Raw genomic sequence first — 18,981 nt, forward strand, 5'->3', positions numbered from 1 at the left:
GCGGCGAAAGCCGCCCGGTTTCTGTGACTTACAGGTACACCACGCTGATGGTGGCCTGACCATCAAACTCGGTATCTTCTGTCAGAGACAGTTTCTTCAGGTTTTCCACTGCCAGCGAGATGTTCAGCGGGAAAGAGACGCTGGTCACCGCCATCGGGGCCGTTTTGCCCGCAGAGGCGACGCTCATTAAGCCCAGATCCTTATTGGCGATAGTGCCACCATTGGCTTTTTGCCAGCGACTCATGCCCACACCAGCAGTGACTGCCGTACGAATCGGTTCAACCGTCGCCCCGTTTGCCGTCACTTCACCCGTGCTGGTATAGATGGAATAGGCACCGATATTCTTGCCATCGTGCGTTTTGCCAAGGCCAAAGGTCGTCATGCTGCCGCGCAGTTCGCCGCCGTTTGACGTGGCGTTCTGCACCTTCAGGTTTGAGTCGGTTCCGGTGCTGGCGTTCGAATCCGTACGGTTGTCGGCAATACTCCAGCCCACTTTGGTAGGGGTAGGGCAGGTGATAGTCAGCGTCAGACCCTTTTCACCTAGCTGCGTGGTCTGGGTTTGCGAGAGATCGCCAACCTGAACGGTACCGAAGTCAATCACGCCATCGTTGCTGAGTTCCGGCGTACAGGAGTTGCTGGTCAGTGAGGCTTTCACTTTCAGCACTGCCGTATCTCCCGCATGAGCACAGGTCGCTGTCAGCGCCAGCGCAGCGGCAAGGAGACTCTTTTTCATGGTTATTCCTTAACATAGATATATCGTTAAAATAAATGGACGAATCCACGTGTTTTGCCTTTATTTTTCTTCTTTTCTCTTCACCCGAATAATCTATTCGGCGGTGAATGCGTTACTCTGTCGTTAATAGCTCCCAGGCGAGTGCGCTTTCCAGCTCGGTATTATCTGGAATGCCGCGCAGCTGATCGTCATTAATGACAGGTATAATTTTTATCGTCACACTCATTTGTTTGCCACGTACCGGCAGGCCATTTTGATATGCAAGGATGCCGTCATTATTCCTCAGAAAGACTTTTTCCTTGGGGGTTTCCGCAGAGGTGAACGAGACCCGGTCAGAGGTCCTGACCAGATTATAGTGATGACCATCGACCAGAATATTGCTGGCAACCAGCGCCAGTCGGCTCTTCTGACCAAACAGAACGCCCCCGTTGCTGCCGGACGTAGATTGCAGAAAAAGCGCCATCACCCTTGGCTGCGGGCAAAAAACCGCGGCGGTGACCTCTTTGCCCGGCATGCGGTTCCAGTTTTTACGCGAGGCGATAATGTCATCCTGTTTGAATCTGCCAAAGGAGACGTTCGGTTGCGACAGCGTAATTTGACACGCTTCGGCCACGACATAGGACGAAAAAAGTGATGCTGCACCGATGAGCACTGCGTTAACTATTTTCACTGGCAAACTCCTTCTGCTTTTTCGTAATAGGCGTCTTTATCTTTTTCGTCTTTCAGGGTGTAAGCGATCTGGCAGAGTTTGGTTAAATTGTCGTCCACCACATAAAGCGCAGGCGTATCCGACGCATCGGGAATAAATACGCTGCCGTTATCCATTACGCTGACAATATAGTTACCGTCCTGATCCACCACGCTCAGCCCTTTTTCCAGCCATGACCCGTTGACTCGCTTGACGTCCAGCATGACGCGACGCGTATTCAGCACGTTGAAATCGATCAGCGCAAAAGAGCCATACGCGGCGGAGACGGTCTGAATACCGTTTGATAAATCCATTCCCTGAGGTAGCGAGCTGGCATTAATCACTATTTGCGATTTTTGCCATTCCCGAAGTCCGGGAACCACGGCCTGTCCCCAGCGATCTGTCCAGACGGTTCCATCGGGGGTGGTGATTTCAATACCGCTTTCCGGTTCGCTTAACCGGGCGATGCCGAATGTCTCTTTTACCGGATAGGGCGAAAACGTCATGCCATGACGATGCAGCGCTACGCCACCGTTTAAGGATGCGCTGTAGTTATGCTGATTGCCGTCATTCAGGCCAGCGGATAAACCGAGCTGCGTATAGTGAAGATTGGTGGTGATATTGCCGTTAAAGGCGTTACTCTTATCCTGATTATCGCGGTCTGCAGAGACGTTGTAGTTAAGGTTTTGACCGATAGAGCCGCTTTCCTGAACGCCATAATTTTGTTTTTCCCCCTGAGCGCGCATGTAGGTACTGACGCGATCCTCGCCAAAAGGAACGATCAGGCTGACATAAAAGAGATCGTCATCGCGGCTGGTGCTGCTCTGGTTCTGGGTATCACTATTGCTCATGGCATGCTGCCAGTTTACGGACAGCGAGGTACGCCCGAGACTTTTACTCCAGGAAGCCATCAGATAGCGTGAATCACCGCTGTTTTCATCACCGGAATTCACGCTGTATTGCATTGAGATCGCGCCAATGTACTCATTGTTCCAGGTGAGGCTGGCGTTCCAGTTATTTTCGTAGGTCTGCGCCTCTTCATCCATGGCTTCCGTGAGTTCGCGGAAGCCGCCACTGAACTGGGACGCACTTACCCCCATCGTCAGCTGGGCGGGCAGTAAGATATTGCTGCTAAGTTCAGCCTTGCTGCCTTTCAGTCGATCGTAAAAGTGGGACTGGCTCAGTAAAAAGCTCGGTGAGATCGCCCAGTTTTCGTTGATGGAAACGTCGAGTTTGGCACCGGTAGCCTGATATTTTTCTGCCAGTACGCCGGCGGCTACGGCGGACATGCGCGTGTTCAGCATCGTTCCGTCAGAGAGCGTAAATACCCAGGGCGTACTTGACTCATCCCCGCTGTCGCGAACCCGTCCGAGAGAGAGGTTTAACCCTTCGGCACGGTTACTTCCCTGTATATTGAGGGCGGAAGAGGGAACGGTAAATTGGGTTGTCGAACCGTCCGTTTCCACCACGCTGACGTCAAGATCGACATTTCCGCGCACCAGGGGCACGTCCGTCAGGGAGAAAGGGCCTGCGTTGACCAGGGAAGAGTAGATCAGCTGTCCCGACTGGCGAACCTCTACGCGGGCCTGATTCGTCCGGGCAATTCCCGACACCTCAGTGGCCTGGATATTAGGCTGAAGGCCGGTTTCAGGCATCAGCTGCACGCCGGTGATTTGCGCGCCGCTAAACAGGGCCGAATTGACGTTGATCTGCCCAACCTGCGCCCGCATTTTCCGCTCTTCAAAAACGTGTTCAGCGTATGTGTACAGGTTCTCTGTGCTGCGAGTCCCGTTGTCATCCGTCAAAATGAAATTGCTGCGCAGCGTCCAGTTCGCAAGGTTAATGCCTGCCCCCAAATTTCCCTGGGCATAACGGCTGCTCCCGCCCGAGCCGTACTCGTTAATGTTACTGAAGGCGCTATAGTTGATTAAGCCCGCAACACCGCCGTGCGAGTAATATTTCGCGGCATAAAATCCAGTGTCCATTGCCTCTGCGGGAACGAAAATCTCCAGTGATTCGGTATTCGGTAGAAGCGTTACCGTCGCGGAAGGGTAATCTTTCAGCAGGTTATGACATTTCTCTTTTTCGCCGATATTCAATGGCAGAAGGCCAGCTGCACGGGTGAAGTCATCATCAATGCAAAGCTGCCCTTCTTCTCCAACCCGAATGGCCAGGCTCCCCTTCTCAACGCCGTTAATTTTGACCTGCACGGCATGCTGGCCGGGCAGGTAGCGTTGTGCATCAGAGAAGTAATGGGCGAGATTAGTACTGATTCCCCGCGAGGCCAGTATATCGGTATTGAAATCCAGATCGGATGCATGCAGCGCCGACGACGGCAGAAAAGCGACCGCCACTGCTGTTCGACGCATCGTGTTTTGCAAAGCGCGCGGTATCACTAAAAATTCCCTGTGATATCAGCGTGTAAGCGCGGCAGTGTACTTGTCCACTTCAATCCCGTAGCGACTGGCAGGGTTGAACTCGACGGCATTATCGCCGCTACCGATCGGGGTATTTGTCTGCACCTTCATGGTCTCACCCGGCAGGATAAAGGTTTTATTAACCACTCCCTCGGTGTGGGAAGGCAGTAGCGTCACTGATGTGGAAAAACGTACAACGTACGGCGAGGTATTACGGACCTGAACCTCTTTCTCTTGTACGGACCAGGTCAGTAATTTCCATGCATCCGTGACAACAGGAAGATTTTTAGGATGGATCAACACCGGTAAATCCTGACGAAGATTGATACCGACTTTAACGTTTTTATCTTTGGTTTTAGGCGGAATGCCTTCAAAAATCACGCGTTTATAATGTTCAACGGTCAGCGGTTCTTTGGTTTCAAGAATAAAGCGCACCTGCTGTTCCTGGCCTGGCTCAAGGCGTACAACCGGCTGAGTGACGTTGAGCTTGACCCCATTCTCCCCCTCGATGTCGTTAATGGAGGTATAAAGCAGGGTGGGGATGGAGTCCGTGTTTTTCACACTCATGACACCGCCGTGGTTGGCTTCATCAATCATCAGCAGTGTGGTTTCTGGCACCATGCCTGCAGCATAGACTGTCGCTGGAAGGGTGAGAAAAAGAGCGCAGACCAAAGGAGAAATTTTCACAATTCTTTCCATGAATATTGATATTGAACAATGGGTTAAAACTCCCCGCCTGAGCGGGGAGTTTAGCGTCGTGAATGCGGGTTACAGATAAACCAGCGTGATTGTGGACTGACCGTCCAGGTCGGTCCTGTCAGTCAGGGGCAGATTTTTGCTTGGCGCAATCGCCAGCGCGATCTTCAGAGGGAAGGCCGCCGTCGTGAAGGCCAGCGGAGCGCGTTCGCCGGTTTTGGCAACGGTCATGACGTCGGTACCATCGTTAGTGAGGATGCCGGTGGCCCACAGGTTGATCCAGCTTCTGCTGCTGATGGTACCGCCGGTATACATCGCTGCGGCGATAGGCTGAACGGTTGCACCGTCAGCAGTGACCGCGTTCATGTAAGTTGAAACTGAATAGGCACCGATACTTTCGCCAGCGCTGGTTTTTCCGACACCGTTGAGCTGGTAATCGCCGTATGCCTGCGCGCCGCTCGCGGTAGCGTTATCCACATGGAACTCGCTTGACGTTTTATGTGCGCCCGCGTTTGAGTCTTTGCGGTCATCTTTGATTGTCCAGCCGACGCGGGTCGCAGACTGACATGTGATGGTCAGAGTGACATCTTTATGCCCAGCCTGATAAGCCACACCGGAGGAGAGTGAGTCCAGACCCACTTCGCCAAAATCGGCCACGCCGCCGTTGCTAATTTCAGGAACGCAGCCTGCGCTGGTCAGCGTACCGTGAACTTTTAACATTGCAGTAGGTTCGGCATAAACTGCTGTCGCCGCCATCATGATAACGGTGGCGAGAAGGCACTTTTTCATTGTTATTCCTTAACCATAGAAAGAGATAATTCGGATATTTTTAATTTGAATGAATCTTGCCAAAAGATAATTTCTGGCATAAGAGTCGCGGCCGATTCTATTAACGAATCAACGCATTAAATAGTTAGATTTTCTTACGACAGTATTGAGATTTTATAATGTCGATTAAACATTTCTGAACGTATGTTTTATGCAGAAACGGCGGAAATATCCGCCGTTGAGTCACGCGTTTTTATCTGTTAGAGATAAACCAGAGTGATGGTGGTTTCGCCGCTCAGCTGCGCTTCGTCTGTGGTGGTCAGACGGTCAGTGTTAACAATGGCCAGAGAGACTTTGAACGGGTAGACAACGCTGGTGATGGCCAGCGGTGCGGTATAACCTGGTCTGGTAGCGGTCATGATCTCGGCGTTACCGTTGGCAATCACACCGGTGGCCAGGTTACGCCACATATATTCGCCTTTGCTGTTGAGGAAGTTTGGCGCAAAGATCGCCTGAGCAGGCACACCGTTAGCGGTGATCTCATTGATACGGGTACTGATTGCATAGGCGCCAATTTTATCGCCAGCAGCGGTGGTACCTACGCCGTAGGTGGTACCTGAACCGTAAACGTCCCCACCATTGTCTGTGGCGTCACGAATGTAAAACTCGCTGGAGTTCAGGTAGGTCGCCGCATTGGAATCTTCTTTGTTATCAGCAATACTCCATGCCACTTTAGTCGCTGACGGGCAATTGATCGTCAGAGACATATCTTTATGACCCATCTGGTTGGTCTGGGTTGGAGAAAGCTGGTCCAGCGCGATTGTGCCAAAATCAATCGATCCGCCGTTACTGAGTTCCGGCGTACAGGATGCATGGTTCATCTTGCCCTGAACCTTCATGACGATGCTGCCTTCGGCGAATGCAGCCGAAGAGGTCATCGCAATCAGCGTTGCGAGAAGAAGCTTTTTCATTGTTATTCCTTAACCATTAATAAAATAAATGTATAAATTTCCGTGAAGTCATTAACTTGCTGAAATGCAAGCGCAGGGATTCTATTAATGGTTATTGTTATTTCTGTAATGAGTATTTCTAATCTCTGAATTGAGTTTTATTAAAATGTGTAAATACATTCACGGTTGTATTTACACATTCCGGCAGGATAAGAACGGAGGAAGCTATTTTCTCTTCTTAACCGGGGGCGAGAATTATTTTATCGCCTGAGCGATCCACGCCGACAATTCCCGAAGTTCCCGCTCTTGTTCCGGATAATGTTCAAGCAACCCGTCGCACACATGTTGCAGCATATCGGGACGGTATACACAGCCCTGCAGGCGTGACGCCAACGCTTCCAGCGGTGCCGGGTTAAGACTATCCGTAAAAATTTGTGTGCGGGTAATATGACCTTTCTCCACGTCAAAGTGCAGCTCCACGCCGCCCCAGGTAAAACGCTCATCCAGCAGATGTGAAAACGCCGGTGCCTGGCCGAAGTTCCACTCCCAGCTGCTCTGGCGGGCAAAGGTTTCAGCGAAGTTGGGCAGGTCAGGCGTTTTATCAGGGGAAATCACTTCCGCCTCCACACGCTCGCCGTAGTGCGCAAAGAAGGCCTCACGGATCGCGTCGCAAATCTGCTCGTGAGTAATACCCGGCAGAAGCTCCACCAGATTCGCCACGCGGCCGCGTACGGAGGTAATGCCCTTAGCCTGTAACTTTTTCTTGTCAGGATTGAGGTAGTTAGCCAGCCGGCTGAGATCGGCATTCAGCAGCAGAGTGCCGTGGTGGAACCCGCGATCCATTGTTTCGCGATAGGCTGAGCCGGAGACCTTCCGGTCGCCCTCGGGGGTCTTGACGACCAGATCGTTCCGGCCTGACGCCTCCGCGGTTACGCCGAGCGCATTCAGCGCGTTCAGCACAATCGACGTAGAGATGCTTTTGTCGTATTCCGGCTTGCCTGCCATAAAGGTAAAGCAAGTGTTGCCCAGATCGTGAAACACGGCTCCACCGCCGCTGCTGCGGCGCGCCAGGCGGACGTGGTCCTCTTCCATGCGGCGGGTATTGCACTCTTTCCACGGGTTTTGCGCGCGGCCAATCACCACCGTGTCGGCATTGCGCCAGAGAAACAGTACTCGCTGGGTGGCGGGCATCTGGCGGAAGATGCACTCTTCCACCGCGAGATTAAACCAGGGATCGTAAGAGTCAGAGATAAGCAGGCGTAACGTCGTCATGGCAGAGTTCCTTTTCCATATCCTCCGCCTACTTTATCACTATTCTTTCTTCTCGCTCTCTTCGTCTTCCGGAACCGACTTGCTGGCAGTCAGCAGGAACGGCGACTGTTGCCATCGGGTGCGCTTACCCTGCAGCAGCGTGCGCGCCAGCACCACGCCAATCGCCAGTGAGAGTAATAACATCAGGCGCAGAATATTGGTGGTGTTATCCACCTGCTTGGCTTCGGTCGGCAGGGTGTGAGTGTCGAGCGTCAGGCGCAGATAGCCCAGCGGGCCATTTTTTCCCTGAACAGGTTCGACGAGCTGCTGGTTGAAATAGCCTCCGGCTTTTTTGCCGTCCAGCGCCAGCCTGTCGCGCACGTCGACGTGCTCACCGGCGCGGGCAATCAGGTCGCCTTTTTCATCGTACACGCCCGCATCGAGAATGCGGCTGTTTTCCGTAAGCTGACGCAGGATCTGGCCGATGCGCTTATCGTCCGGCGTCTCGGTGCGCATATAGGGGGCGACGTTAAGGGTCACCTGACGCGCCAGCGTGCGGGCCAGCTCTTCAAACTGCGGGTTACGCTGCCGTTGATGATTCTGGCTAAACCACGATGCCCCTTGCATCAATGCCACTAACAGTGCGAGACAGGAAAGGACAATCACGGCGCGATGAAGCCGGAATTTCAGTTTTGCGCGAGCCATATTCCACCTGCTGAAAATTTAGGGCTTAATGTTGCCAGAAGTGATGGTTACAGGGTAGCCTCATGCGTTATTTTCCCTCTGGAACCTTCCGGCGCGAACGAAATTACAGGAGCTTTGATGCCGAACATTACCTGGTGTGACCTGCCAACGGATGTCTCTTTATGGCCAGGATTGCCGCTCTCGTTAAGTGGCGATGAGGTGATGCCTCTGGATTACCACGCTGGCCGTAGCGGCTGGCTGCTGTATGGACGCGGCCTGGATAAGCAACGCCTGACCCAGTATCAAACCAAACTGGGTGCGGCAATGGTCATCGTCGCCGCCTGGTGCGTAGAAGATTACCAGGTTATCCGCCTGGCGGGTTCTCTGACGCAGCGTGCCACGCGTCTGGCGCATGACGCAGGGCTGGACGTTGCCCCGCTCGGTAAAATTCCGCACCTGAAAACGCCGGGTCTGCTGGTCATGGACATGGACTCCACCGCTATTCAGATCGAGTGTATTGACGAGATTGCTAAACTGGCAGGCAGCGGTGAGCTGGTGGCGGAAGTCACTGAACGTGCGATGCGCGGCGAGCTGGATTTCACCGCCAGCCTGAGACAGCGCGTGGCGACCCTAAAAGGGGCCGATGCTAACATCCTGCGCCAGGTGCGTGATGTGCTGCCGCTGATGCCAGGACTGACGCAACTGGTGCTGAAGCTGCAGTCCCTTGGCTGGAAGGTGGCGATTGCCTCCGGTGGCTTCACCTTCTTCGCGGATTATCTGCGCGAGAAACTGCATTTGACCACCGTGGTGGCCAACGAACTGGAAATTATGGACGGCAAGCTGACCGGACAGGTGATTGGTGACATCGTGGATGCGCAGTACAAAGCTAACACCCTGACCCGTCTGGCCGAAAAATATGAAATCCCGGTGGTCCAGACCGTCGCCATCGGGGACGGTGCGAACGACCTGCCGATGATCAAAGCTGCTGGTCTTGGCATTGCCTACCATGCCAAGCCAAAAGTGAACGAAAAGACGGAAGTGACTATCCGTCATGCTGACCTGATGGGGGTGTTCTGCATCCTTTCTGGCAGCCTTAATCAGAAATAACGGTCTGCTTTGTAGGCCGGGTAAGCGTAAGCGCTACCCGGCACGCAGTCCGCACAGAAATAACGAGGTACACCGTGGCGAAAGCTCCAAAACGCGCATTTGTCTGTAATGAATGTGGTGCGGATTATCCGCGCTGGCAGGGGCAATGCAGCGCCTGTCATGCCTGGAACACCATCACCGAAGTGCGTGGTGTGGCGGCTTCGCCGAGTGTGGCCCGCAACGAACGCCTGAGCGGCTATGCGGGCAATGCAGGCGTGTCGAAGGTGCAAAAGCTTTCAGACATCAGCCTGGAAGCGTTACCGCGCTTCTCCACCGGGTTTAAAGAGTTTGACCGCGTGCTTGGCGGCGGCGTGGTGCCGGGCAGTGCGATTCTGATCGGCGGTAACCCCGGAGCGGGTAAATCGACCCTGCTGCTGCAAACGCTTTGCAAGCTCACCGAGCAGATGAAAACCCTTTACGTCACGGGGGAAGAATCACTCCAGCAGGTTGCGATGCGTGCGCACCGCCTGGGCCTGCCAACCGGCAACCTGAATATGCTGTCGGAAACCAGCATTGAGCAGATCTGCATGATCGCCGAAGAAGAGCAGCCGAAGCTGATGGTGATCGACTCCATTCAGGTGATGCACATGGCGGACATTCAGTCCTCGCCGGGCAGCGTGGCGCAGGTGCGCGAAACCGCGGCCTACCTGACACGCTTCGCCAAAACGCGCGGCGTGGCGATTGTGATGGTCGGCCATGTGACGAAAGACGGTTCCCTGGCCGGGCCAAAAGTGCTCGAACACTGTATCGACTGCTCGGTGATGCTCGACGGCGACGCGGATTCCCGCTTCCGCACCCTGCGCAGCCATAAAAACCGTTTTGGCGCGGTGAATGAATTAGGTGTTTTTGCCATGACGGAGCAGGGGCTGCGTGAGGTCAGCAACCCGTCGGCCATCTTCCTGAGCCGTGGCGACGAAGTCACCTCTGGCAGTTCGGTCATGGTGCTGTGGGAAGGAACGCGCCCGCTGCTGGTTGAAATCCAGGCGCTGGTGGATCACTCGATGATGGGCAACCCGCGTCGCGTGGCGGTGGGTCTGGAACAGAACCGTCTGGCGATCCTGCTGGCGGTGCTGCACCGTCACGGTGGTCTGCAGATGGCGGATCAGGACGTCTTCGTGAACGTGGTGGGCGGGGTGAAGGTCTCGGAAACCAGCGCGGACCTGGCGTTGCTGCTGGCGATGGTCTCCAGCCTGCGCGACAGGCCGCTGCCGCAGGATCTGGTGGTGTTTGGCGAGGTTGGCCTGGCAGGAGAGATCCGTCCGGTGCCGAGCGGCCAGGAGCGTATCTCCGAAGCGGCAAAACACGGCTTCCGCCGCGCGATTGTGCCCGCCGCTAACGTGCCGAAAAAAATCCCCGAAGGGATGCAGGTTTTTGGCGTTAAGAAACTCGCAGATGCGTTAAATGTCTTTGACGACTTATAATTACGTATTCGATTTTGCAGGAGGCACCGTAATTTATGTCATCATTTGACTACATCAAAACCGCAATCCGCCAGAAAGGCTGCACGTTGCAGCAGGTGGCGGACGCCAGCGGTATGACCAAAGGCTACTTAAGCCAGTTGCTGAACGCCAAAATCAAAAGCCCCAGCGCGCAGAAGCTCGAAGCGCTGCACCGTTTCCTGGGACTTGAATTTCCCCGTATGCAAAAGAACATCGGCGTGGTGTTTGGCAAGTTTTACCCGCTGCATACTGGTCACATCTACCTGATTCAGCGCGCCTGTAGCCAGGTGGACGAGCTGCACATCATTATGGGGTACGATGAAACCCGTGACCGCCAGCTGTTCGAGGACAGCGCCATGTCGCAGCAGCCGACGGTGCCTGACCGCCTGCGCTGGCTGCTCCAGACCTTTAAGTACCAGAAAAACATTCGCATTCATGCTTTTAACGAAGAGGGCATGGAGCCCTATCCGCACGGCTGGGACGTGTGGAGCAACGGCATCAAAGCGTTTATGGAAGAGAAGGGCATTGCGCCTAACTGGATCTACACCTCTGAAGAGTCCGACGCGCCGCAGTTCCGCGAGCATCTGGGCATCGAGACGGTGCTGATCGATCCGAAACGGACCTTCATGAACATCAGCGGGGCGCAGATCCGCGAAAACCCGTTCCGCTACTGGGATTATATCCCGACCGAGGTAAAGCCCTTCTTTGTACGTACCGTTGCGATCCTGGGCGGTGAGTCAAGCGGAAAATCCACTCTCGTTAATAAGCTGGCGAATATCTTCAACACGACCAGTGCGTGGGAGTATGGCCGCGATTACGTTTTCTCGCACCTCGGCGGTGACGAGATGGCGCTGCAGTATTCCGACTACGATAAAATCGCGCTAGGACACGCCCAGTACATTGATTTTGCGGTCAAATATGCCAACAAAGTGGCGTTTATTGATACCGATTTCGTCACCACGCAGGCGTTCTGTAAAAAGTACGAAGGGCGCGAGCACCCGTTCGTGCAGGCGCTGATTGACGAATACCGCTTTGACCTGGTGATCCTGCTGGAAAACAACACGCCATGGGTCGCTGATGGCATGCGCAGTCTCGGCAGCTCCGTAGACAGGCGCGAGTTCCAGTCCATGCTGGTGGAGATGCTCAACGAAAACAACGTTGAGTTTGTGCATGTTGAAGAGTCGGACTACGACTCCCGTTTCCTGCGCTGCGTCGAGCTGGTGAAGGAGATGATGGGGGAGCAGGGTTAATCTTACCCCTCACCCTAACCCTCTCCCCAAAGGGGAGAGGGAACGATTACCCCTCAGAACGCAACCACCACTTTCCCTCGCATATGTCCCTCCAGCACTTTGCGGTGCGCCTCGGTAATGCTTTCCACGCTCAGTCCGTGAAGCGTTTCGCTGAGCGAGCTTTCCACCACGCCGTTGTCCACCAGCTTTGCAACCTCGTTTAAGATCTCGCCCTGACGCGCCATATCAGCGGTCTGGTACATGCTGCGGGTGTACATAAACTCCCAGTGCAGGGCGGCGGATTTCGATTTCAGCTTATCCTGGTTCAGCGGATGCGCGTTCTCAACGATGGAGCAGATGTGCCCCTGCGGTGCGATCAGTTCGCTGACGGCATCCCAGTGGCCGTCGGTGTCATTGAGGATGAAAATATAATCCACATAAGTGATACCCTGTTTTGCCAGCTCACCTTTCAGGTCGCGGTAGTTCACGACCCGATCCGCACCGCGCTCGCGGCACCACCGGGCGGAATCTTCTCTTGATGCTGTCGCGATGATGTTCACCTTGCTGTTGTGCTTTGCAAACGGGATCGCCAGCGAGCCCACGCCGCCCGCGCCGCCAATAATCAACAGCGTTTTATCCGCGTCCGCATCCTGAATGTTCAGCCGTTCGAACAACCCTTCCCAGGCGGTCAGCGCGGTCAACGGCAATGCGGCTGCTGCCGCCCAGCCAAGGCTGGCAGGTTTGTGCCCGACAATACGCGCATCGATCAGCTGATGGGTGGTATTGCTGCCCGGACGAGTGATATCCCCCGCGTACCACACTTCGTCACCGGGTTTAAATCCCGTAACGGCCGTTCCCACGGCTGTTACGATACCGCTGGCATCCCACCCGAGAATGCGCGGCTCGTTCAGCCCGTTTTTGACAATGCCTGCATGCACCTTGGTGTCGACCGGGTTAACAGACACGGCTTTCACTTCGACAAGCAGATCGTGCTCGCCGGGCTGCGGCATCGGCGGGGCGATTTCAATGAACGTGCCGGGATTCGCAGGATTAACGGCAATGGCTTTAACTGACATGGATGGACTCCTCAATGGCATGCGTTTTGTTGAGGCTAGTCTATTAAGTGGTCAGCTGCATGATAAGATGGACAATCAAGAACGAAGTGTTCTCACAGGATGAACAATCATGTTTAAACAGCTTCAGGATATGGCGCTGTTTGCGCTGGTGGCCGAGATGGGCAGCTTTACTGCTGCGGCACAGAAGGCTGAACTGCCAAAATCCAGCGTCAGCCAGCGAATAAGCCAGCTGGAGCAGCAGGTAGGAATACGCCTGCTCAACCGCACGACGCGCAGAATCAGCCTGACTTTTGCAGGCGAGCATTATCTGGTGCACTGTCGCGAAATGCTGGCGGCCAGCGAGCGGGCGGAGTATGCCATTCAGCGGCTACGCGAAAACCCGAGCGGGCGGCTGCGCATCACCTGCCCGGCGGGGATTGGTGCGACGCTGCTGGCGCATATGAATGCCGAATTCCAGCTTCGCTATCCTGACGTGTCGCTGGACGTGTCGATCTCTGATGATGTGGTGGATCTGGTCGAGTCCGGCTTTGACGTGGCGCTGCGTACCGGTAAGCCGCAGGACTCCTCCCTGATTGGCCGGATGATCGGACATTGTCCGCGCTATATGCTGGCTTCACCCGACTATCTGGCGCGTCGGGAGCCGTTAATCCATCCCCGCCAGCTGGTGGAGCACCGCTGCATTATCCACAAAGCCTGGTCTGAGTGGCTGCTGCGAAGCGAGAGTGATGATTACCGCTACCTGCCGGATAACGCCCACATGACGGATAACCTGGTGTACGCCCGTGAATGTGCGATTGCTGGCGCCGGGATCACGCTGTTACCCGCCTTTCTTCTGGAAGATAAGATTGAGACAGGGGCGCTGGTGAAGGTGCTGCCTGAATGGAACGTCGAGGGGAATGATTTGTGGCTGGCTTATCCGAGCCGCAAGCTGAACTCGCCTGCGCTGATGAGCTATATCGACTTTGCGATACAGTTTGACGAGGTGAAGCGGTATTACGTGGACAAATAAAAAAGCCGGGTGGCGCTGACGCTTACCCGGCCTACGAACTGTGCGGCCTGATGCCCTCACCTGGCCCTCTCCCACGGGGATAGGGAACAAATACTAAAAACGGCAACCGAAGTTGCCGTTTTGCTTTTATTTCGCAATACGCTTGTACTTAATACGCTTCGGCTCCAGCGCGTCAGCGCCCAGCGTGCGTTTCTTGTACTCTTCGTATTCGGTGAAGTTACCTTCAAAGAACTCCACTTTCCCTTCATCCTGGTAGTCCAGAATGTGGGTCGCGATACGGTCAAGGAACCAACGGTCGTGCGAGATAACCATCGCGCAGCCCGGGAACTCCAGCAGGGCGTTTTCCAGCGCGCGCAGGGTTTCGATGTCCAGGTCGTTGGTCGGTTCATCGAGCAGCAGTACGTTACCGCCAACCTGCAGCAGCTTCGCCAGGTGCAGACGACCGCGCTCACCGCCGGACAGCTCGCCCACGCGTTTGCCCTGGTCGGTGCCTTTGAAGTTGAAGCGGCCAACGTAAGCGCGGCTTGGCATCTCGGTGTTGCCGATACGCATAATATCCAGACCGCCGGACACTTCTTCCCACACGGTTTTGCTGTTATCCATCGCGTCACGGAACTGGTCAACGGACGCCAGCTTCACGGTTTCACCCAGGGTGATAGAGCCGCTGTCAGGCTGCTCCTGACCGGACATCATGCGGAACAGCGTCGATTTACCCGCGCCGTTCGGACCGATGATCCCGACGATAGCCCCTTTTGGTACGGAGAAGGTCAGATCGTCAATCAGCAGGCGATCGCCGTATGACTTACGCAGATTGGTGACTTCAACCACTTTATCCCCCAGACGTGCTCCAGGCGGAATAAACAGTTCGTTGGTCTCGTTACGTTTCTGGTATTCGGTGTTGTTCAGCTCTTCAAAGCGTGCCAGACGGGCTTTGCCCTTAGACTGACGGCCTTTAGCACCCTGACGAACCCACTCCAGCTCTTTCTCGATAGACTTACGACGCGCGGCTTCCTGAGAAGCTTCCTGCGCCAGACGCTGATCTTTCTGCTCCAGCCAGGAGGAGTAGTTACCTTCCCATGGAATACCTTCACCGCGGTCCAGCTCCAGGATCCAGCCTGCGACGTTGTCGAGGAAGTAACGGTCGTGGGTAATTGCCACCACGGTGCCTTCGAAGTCGTGCAGGAAGCGTTCCAGCCACGCCACGGATTCCGCATCCAGGTGGTTGGTGGGTTCGTCGAGCAGCAGCATGTCTGGTTTTTCCAGCAGCAGGCGGCACAGCGCTACGCGGCGGCGTTCACCCCCGGAAAGATTGGCGATTTTCGCATCCCAGTCCGGCAGGCGCAGGGCATCGGCCGCGCGCTCCAGCTGCACGTTCAGGTTATGACCGTCGTGCGCCTGGATAATCTCTTCAAACTTGCCCTGCTGAGCGGCCAGCTTGTCGAAGTCTGCATCCGGCTCGGCATATTTGGCATACACTTCATCCAGACCTTTCAGGGCGTTAACCACTTCGGAAACCGCTTCTTCAACGGATTCACGAACGGTGTGTTCCGGGTTCAGCTGAGGTTCCTGCGGCAGGTAGCCGATCTTGATGCCAGGCTGCGGACGGGCTTCACCTTCGATGTCTGTATCGATGCCGGCCATGATGCGCAGCAGGGTGGACTTACCGGCACCGTTGAGACCCAGAACACCAATTTTTGCGCCCGGGAAGAAGCTCAGCGAGATATTTTTAAGAATATGACGTTTCGGCGGGACAACTTTGCCGACACGATGCATGGTATAAACGAATTGAGCCACGTTGGACTTCGCCTCTTTTATCGTAATGAGAAGGAATTTCAGCCTCGAAGTGTAGCCTTTTTCACGCCCTAATCCCAGCCAGGAACGTCGGGAGTGTTAAAACGCGCAAGAAAGGTAAAAAAGTGTCCATAACGTGGCGCGTTGCAGGATGCCTGGTTAGCATAAGTTGGTGTGACTTTGACGTGGCAAGACGCTGCAATTGACGAAAAAACAATGGGGAAGAGCTTGTGGAAAAAGCCAAACAGGTGGTCTGGCGTCTGCTGGCTGCCAGCGTATGCGTAATGGCGGTAAGCCAGGCGGTGCATGCCGATTCACTGGATGAACAACGTAATCGCTACGCCCAGATTAAACAGGCGTGGGACAATAAGCAGATGGATACCGTGCAGGCGCTGATGCCGACGCTGAAGGATTATCCGCTGTATCCGTATCTGGAGTATCGCCAGATCACTGACGATCTCATGAACCAGCCGACCGTCACCGTGAATAATTTCATTCAGGCGAACCCGACCCTGCCGCCTGCGCGAACCCTGCAATCTCGTTTTGTGAATGAACTGGCGCGTCGCGAAGACTGGCGCGGGCTGCTGGCGTTTAGCCCCGATAAGCCGAATACCACCGAAGCGCAGTGTAACTACTACTATGCGAAATGGGCGACCGGACAGCAGGAAGAGGCCTGGGCCGGGGCGAAGGATCTTTGGCTGACCGGCAAAAGCCAGCCGAATGCCTGTGATTCGCTGTTTGGCGCGTGGCGAGCCTCCGGCAAGCAGGATCCGCTGGCCTATCTTGAGCGTATTCGCCTGGCGATGAAAGCCGGCAACACGCGCCTGGTGACCGCGCTGGCGGGGCAGATGCCCTCCGATTATCAGACGATCTCTACGGCCGTTATCGCGCTGGCAAACGATCCGAACAGCGTCCTGACCTTTGCCCGCAGCACGGGCGCGACTGACTTTACCCGTCAGATGGCGGCGGTGGCTTTTGCCAGCGTGGCGCGCGACGATGTGGAAAACGCCCGGCTGATGATCCCGCAGCTGGTGCAGGCTCAGCAGCTGAATGACGATCAAACCCAGGAGCTGCGTGACATCGTGGCGTGGCGACTGATGGGCACGGATGTGACCGACGAACAGGCACGCTGGCGAGATGATGCCATTATGCGTTCGAACTCCACGTCGCTGGTGGAGCGCCGCGTGCGCATGGCGCTGGGCACCGGCGATCGCCGGGGGCTGAATACCTGGCTCGCACGTTTGCCGATGGACGCCAAAGAGAAAGATGAATGGCGCTACTGGCAGGCCGATCTGCTGATGGAGCGCGGTCGTGATGATGAAGCCAAAGAGATCCTCCACGGCCTGATGCAGCAGCGCGGCTTCTACCCGATGGTAGCCGCGCAGCGCCTGGGCGAGGAGTATACCTTCCGCATTGATAAAGCGCCCGCGAATGCGAACCCGGCGCTGACGCAGGGGCCAGAGATGGCGCGCGTGCGCGAGCTGATGTACTGGAATATGGACAATACCGCGCGCAGCGAGTGGGCGAATCTGGTAACCAGTCGCACCACCGACGAGAAAGCCCAGCTTGCCCGCTATGCGTTTGATAACCACTGGTGGGATCTGAGCGTGCAGGCGACGATCGCCGGTAAGCTTTGGGATCATCTTGAAGAGCGTTTCCCGCTGGCGTACAACGATCTTTTCGAACGCTACACCAGCGGCAAAGATATCCCGCAAAGTTACGCGATGGCGATTGCCCGTCAGGAGAGTGCCTGGAATCCGAAAGTCCGCTCCCCGGTGGGGCCAGCGGTCTGATGCAAATTATGCCGGGAACGGCGACCCATACGGTGAAGATGTTTAACATTCCCGGGTACAGTAGCCCCTCACAGCTTCTCGATCCGGATACCAACATCAACATCGGTACCAGCTATCTGCAGTATGTTTATCAGCAGTTTGGCAATAACCGCATTTTCTCGTCGGCGGCGTATAACGCGGGGCCGGGGCGCGTGCGTACCTGGCTCGGCAACAGCGCCGGACGCATCGATGCCGTGGCGTTTGTGGAGAGCATTCCGTTCTCAGAAACGCGCGGTTATGTGAAGAACGTGCTGGCGTACGATGCTTACTATCGCTACTTCATGGGGCAGAAAGATACCCTGATGAGCGATGCCGAGTGGCAGAGACGTTACTGATCGGCGTGGGTTGTGTTATGCTGTACTCGCTAATGAGTACAAGAGGCAGCATAACATGACCCAGCATTCCCCGTATTCCTCGGCAATGGCCGAACAGCGTCACCAGGAGTGGCTTCGTTTTGTGGAGCTGCTTCGCCAGTCTTACGATCAGGATTTGCACTTACCTCTTATGCAGCTGATGCTGACCCCAGACGAGCGTGAAGCGCTGGGCACGCGCGTGCGGATCATTGAAGAACTACTGCGCGGTGAGATGAGCCAGCGTGAGCTGAAAAATGAGCTGGGCGCGGGCATCGCGACGATCACCCGCGGCTCGAACAGCCTGAAGTCTGCGCCGGTCGAGCTGCGCCAGTGGCTGGAAGCGGTGTTGTTGAAAAATACCTAACGATAAATCGCGTTATGGAACGGGCTTAACGCCAAAATCACCGCCTGGTGGTAAACGCCTGAACGCGTGAGCGTGCCTGCAGTAAAGACGCCAATCGCCCCTTCTTTACGTCCAATCTCATCAATGCCGGTGTACTGTGACATCACCGGCCCGAGCGCTTCGCCTTCGCGCACTTTGTTCAGAATGATCTCTGGCAGCGGCAGGGTGGCAGAACGCGCTTCACCGCGCTGCTCTCGGCTTTCTATCACTACCCAGCTAAAGGTGGCACCTTCGTCGATCCCGGCTTCAATGGCGACCCAGAAGTCCGCCTTTGGGGCCGCGGCTTTAGCATTTGCCACGCGATTTCGTGCGCCAGCGCGCGTTTCCTCGCTGCCAAACGGCTGTTCAGGTACGCCACTCTCGACGCCGATGGCTTCGATATGGCAGGATCCTTCGCCGAAAATCTCTTCAAAAGCCTTTAGAATTGCCTGAATTTTGGCAGGATTGGTGGTAGCAGAGACAACATGGTGCATAATTAAGCTCGATTCAAAAAAAAACTCATCGCAGTATAACGGA

At 55.3% G+C, this 18,981-nt stretch carries 16 protein-coding genes and 1 pseudogene; 6 read left to right on the forward strand and 11 right to left on the reverse strand.

Translation table 11 applies throughout. The features are described from left to right. Positions 1-28: 28 nt before the first annotated feature. The 8 genes from G0034_RS03160 to G0034_RS03195 all read right to left on the reverse strand — a co-directional run bounded on the left by G0034_RS03160 (position 29) and on the right by G0034_RS03195 (position 8,208). Complete coding sequence (locus G0034_RS03160) at positions 29-733, reverse strand: DUF1120 domain-containing protein (RefSeq protein WP_023332037.1); 705 nt, start codon at positions 731-733, stop codon at positions 29-31. A 112-nt stretch (positions 734-845) separates the two neighbouring features. Next, positions 846-1,403 carry a DUF1120 domain-containing protein gene (locus G0034_RS03165; RefSeq protein ID WP_179120508.1) on the reverse strand — a complete coding sequence of 186 codons (558 nt, stop codon included), beginning with the start codon at positions 1,401-1,403 and terminating at the stop codon, positions 846-848. Further along, a complete protein-coding gene (locus G0034_RS03170) occupies positions 1,400-3,790 on the reverse strand; it encodes a fimbrial biogenesis usher protein (RefSeq protein WP_240512288.1) in 2,391 nt (796 codons plus the stop codon). Before G0034_RS03170 ends, G0034_RS03165 begins: the two co-directional genes overlap by 4 nt. 45 nt (positions 3,791-3,835) lie before the next feature. After that, positions 3,836-4,537 (reverse strand): fimbria/pilus chaperone family protein, encoded by a 702-nt coding sequence (locus tag G0034_RS03175; RefSeq protein WP_023332040.1) that lies wholly within the window; start codon positions 4,535-4,537, stop codon positions 3,836-3,838. Positions 4,538-4,606: 69 nt separating this feature from the next. Next, the gene (locus G0034_RS03180; RefSeq protein WP_179120509.1) at positions 4,607-5,323 is read right to left on the reverse strand and encodes a DUF1120 domain-containing protein; all 717 of its coding nucleotides are present in this window, start codon (positions 5,321-5,323) and stop codon (positions 4,607-4,609) included. Positions 5,324-5,562: 239 nt separating this feature from the next. Then, positions 5,563-6,273: a DUF1120 domain-containing protein gene (locus G0034_RS03185; RefSeq protein WP_014882464.1), complete on the reverse strand. Its 711-nt coding sequence runs from the start codon at positions 6,271-6,273 to the stop codon at positions 5,563-5,565. 234 nt (positions 6,274-6,507) lie between these two features. After that, on the reverse strand, positions 6,508-7,524 hold the full coding sequence (gene lplA, locus G0034_RS03190; protein ID WP_032637539.1) for a lipoate--protein ligase: 1,017 nt from the start codon (positions 7,522-7,524) through the stop codon (positions 6,508-6,510). A 39-nt stretch (positions 7,525-7,563) separates the two neighbouring features. Beyond that, on the reverse strand, positions 7,564-8,208 hold the full coding sequence (locus G0034_RS03195; RefSeq protein ID WP_014882466.1) for a YtjB family periplasmic protein: 645 nt from the start codon (positions 8,206-8,208) through the stop codon (positions 7,564-7,566). 117 nt (positions 8,209-8,325) lie between these two features. Between G0034_RS03195 and serB the strand changes: the two genes are divergently transcribed. The 3 genes from serB (at position 8,326) to nadR (ending at position 12,022) form a co-directional block, all read left to right on the forward strand. Continuing rightward, complete coding sequence (gene serB / locus G0034_RS03200) at positions 8,326-9,294, forward strand: phosphoserine phosphatase (protein ID WP_008502066.1); 969 nt, start codon at positions 8,326-8,328, stop codon at positions 9,292-9,294. A 74-nt stretch (positions 9,295-9,368) separates the two neighbouring features. Further along, positions 9,369-10,754, forward strand: coding sequence for a DNA repair protein RadA (gene radA / locus G0034_RS03205; protein ID WP_179120510.1), 1,386 nt, complete (start codon positions 9,369-9,371; stop codon positions 10,752-10,754). 35 nt (positions 10,755-10,789) lie between these two features. Next, a complete protein-coding gene (nadR, locus tag G0034_RS03210) occupies positions 10,790-12,022 on the forward strand; it encodes a multifunctional transcriptional regulator/nicotinamide-nucleotide adenylyltransferase/ribosylnicotinamide kinase NadR (RefSeq protein ID WP_006810194.1) in 1,233 nt (410 codons plus the stop codon). 53 nt (positions 12,023-12,075) lie between these two features. Here nadR and G0034_RS03215 read toward each other — a convergent pair whose 3' ends face one another. Continuing rightward, the gene (locus G0034_RS03215; protein WP_063666895.1) at positions 12,076-13,077 is read right to left on the reverse strand and encodes a zinc-binding alcohol dehydrogenase family protein; all 1,002 of its coding nucleotides are present in this window, start codon (positions 13,075-13,077) and stop codon (positions 12,076-12,078) included. A 109-nt stretch (positions 13,078-13,186) separates the two neighbouring features. Between G0034_RS03215 and G0034_RS03220 the strand changes: the two genes are divergently transcribed. Further along, positions 13,187-14,086, forward strand: a complete 900-nt coding sequence (locus tag G0034_RS03220; RefSeq protein WP_179120511.1) for a LysR family transcriptional regulator — start codon at positions 13,187-13,189, stop codon at positions 14,084-14,086. 126 nt (positions 14,087-14,212) lie between these two features. Here the strand turns inward: G0034_RS03220 and ettA are convergent, their stop codons facing one another. Continuing rightward, the gene (gene ettA, locus G0034_RS03225) at positions 14,213-15,880 is read right to left on the reverse strand and encodes an energy-dependent translational throttle protein EttA (RefSeq protein WP_014882470.1); all 1,668 of its coding nucleotides are present in this window, start codon (positions 15,878-15,880) and stop codon (positions 14,213-14,215) included. A 227-nt stretch (positions 15,881-16,107) separates the two neighbouring features. Between ettA and sltY the strand changes: the two are divergent. Together sltY and trpR are read left to right on the forward strand one after the other, a co-directional pair. Continuing rightward, positions 16,108-18,044: pseudogene (gene sltY, locus G0034_RS03230) on the forward strand (murein transglycosylase). A gap of 55 nt (positions 18,045-18,099) precedes the next feature. Beyond that, positions 18,100-18,426 carry a trp operon repressor gene (gene trpR, locus G0034_RS03235; protein ID WP_014882472.1) on the forward strand — a complete coding sequence of 109 codons (327 nt, stop codon included), beginning with the start codon at positions 18,100-18,102 and terminating at the stop codon, positions 18,424-18,426. Here trpR and yjjX read toward each other — a convergent pair. Next, positions 18,423-18,938: an inosine/xanthosine triphosphatase gene (gene yjjX / locus G0034_RS03240; protein WP_014882473.1), complete on the reverse strand. Its 516-nt coding sequence runs from the start codon at positions 18,936-18,938 to the stop codon at positions 18,423-18,425. The two genes, trpR and yjjX, sit on opposite strands and share 4 nt — an antisense overlap. Between the last annotated feature and the right edge of the window lie 43 nt (positions 18,939-18,981).

This window comes from Enterobacter sp. T2 (assembly GCF_010692925.1).
GTDB lineage: Bacteria > Pseudomonadota > Gammaproteobacteria > Enterobacterales > Enterobacteriaceae > Enterobacter > Enterobacter kobei.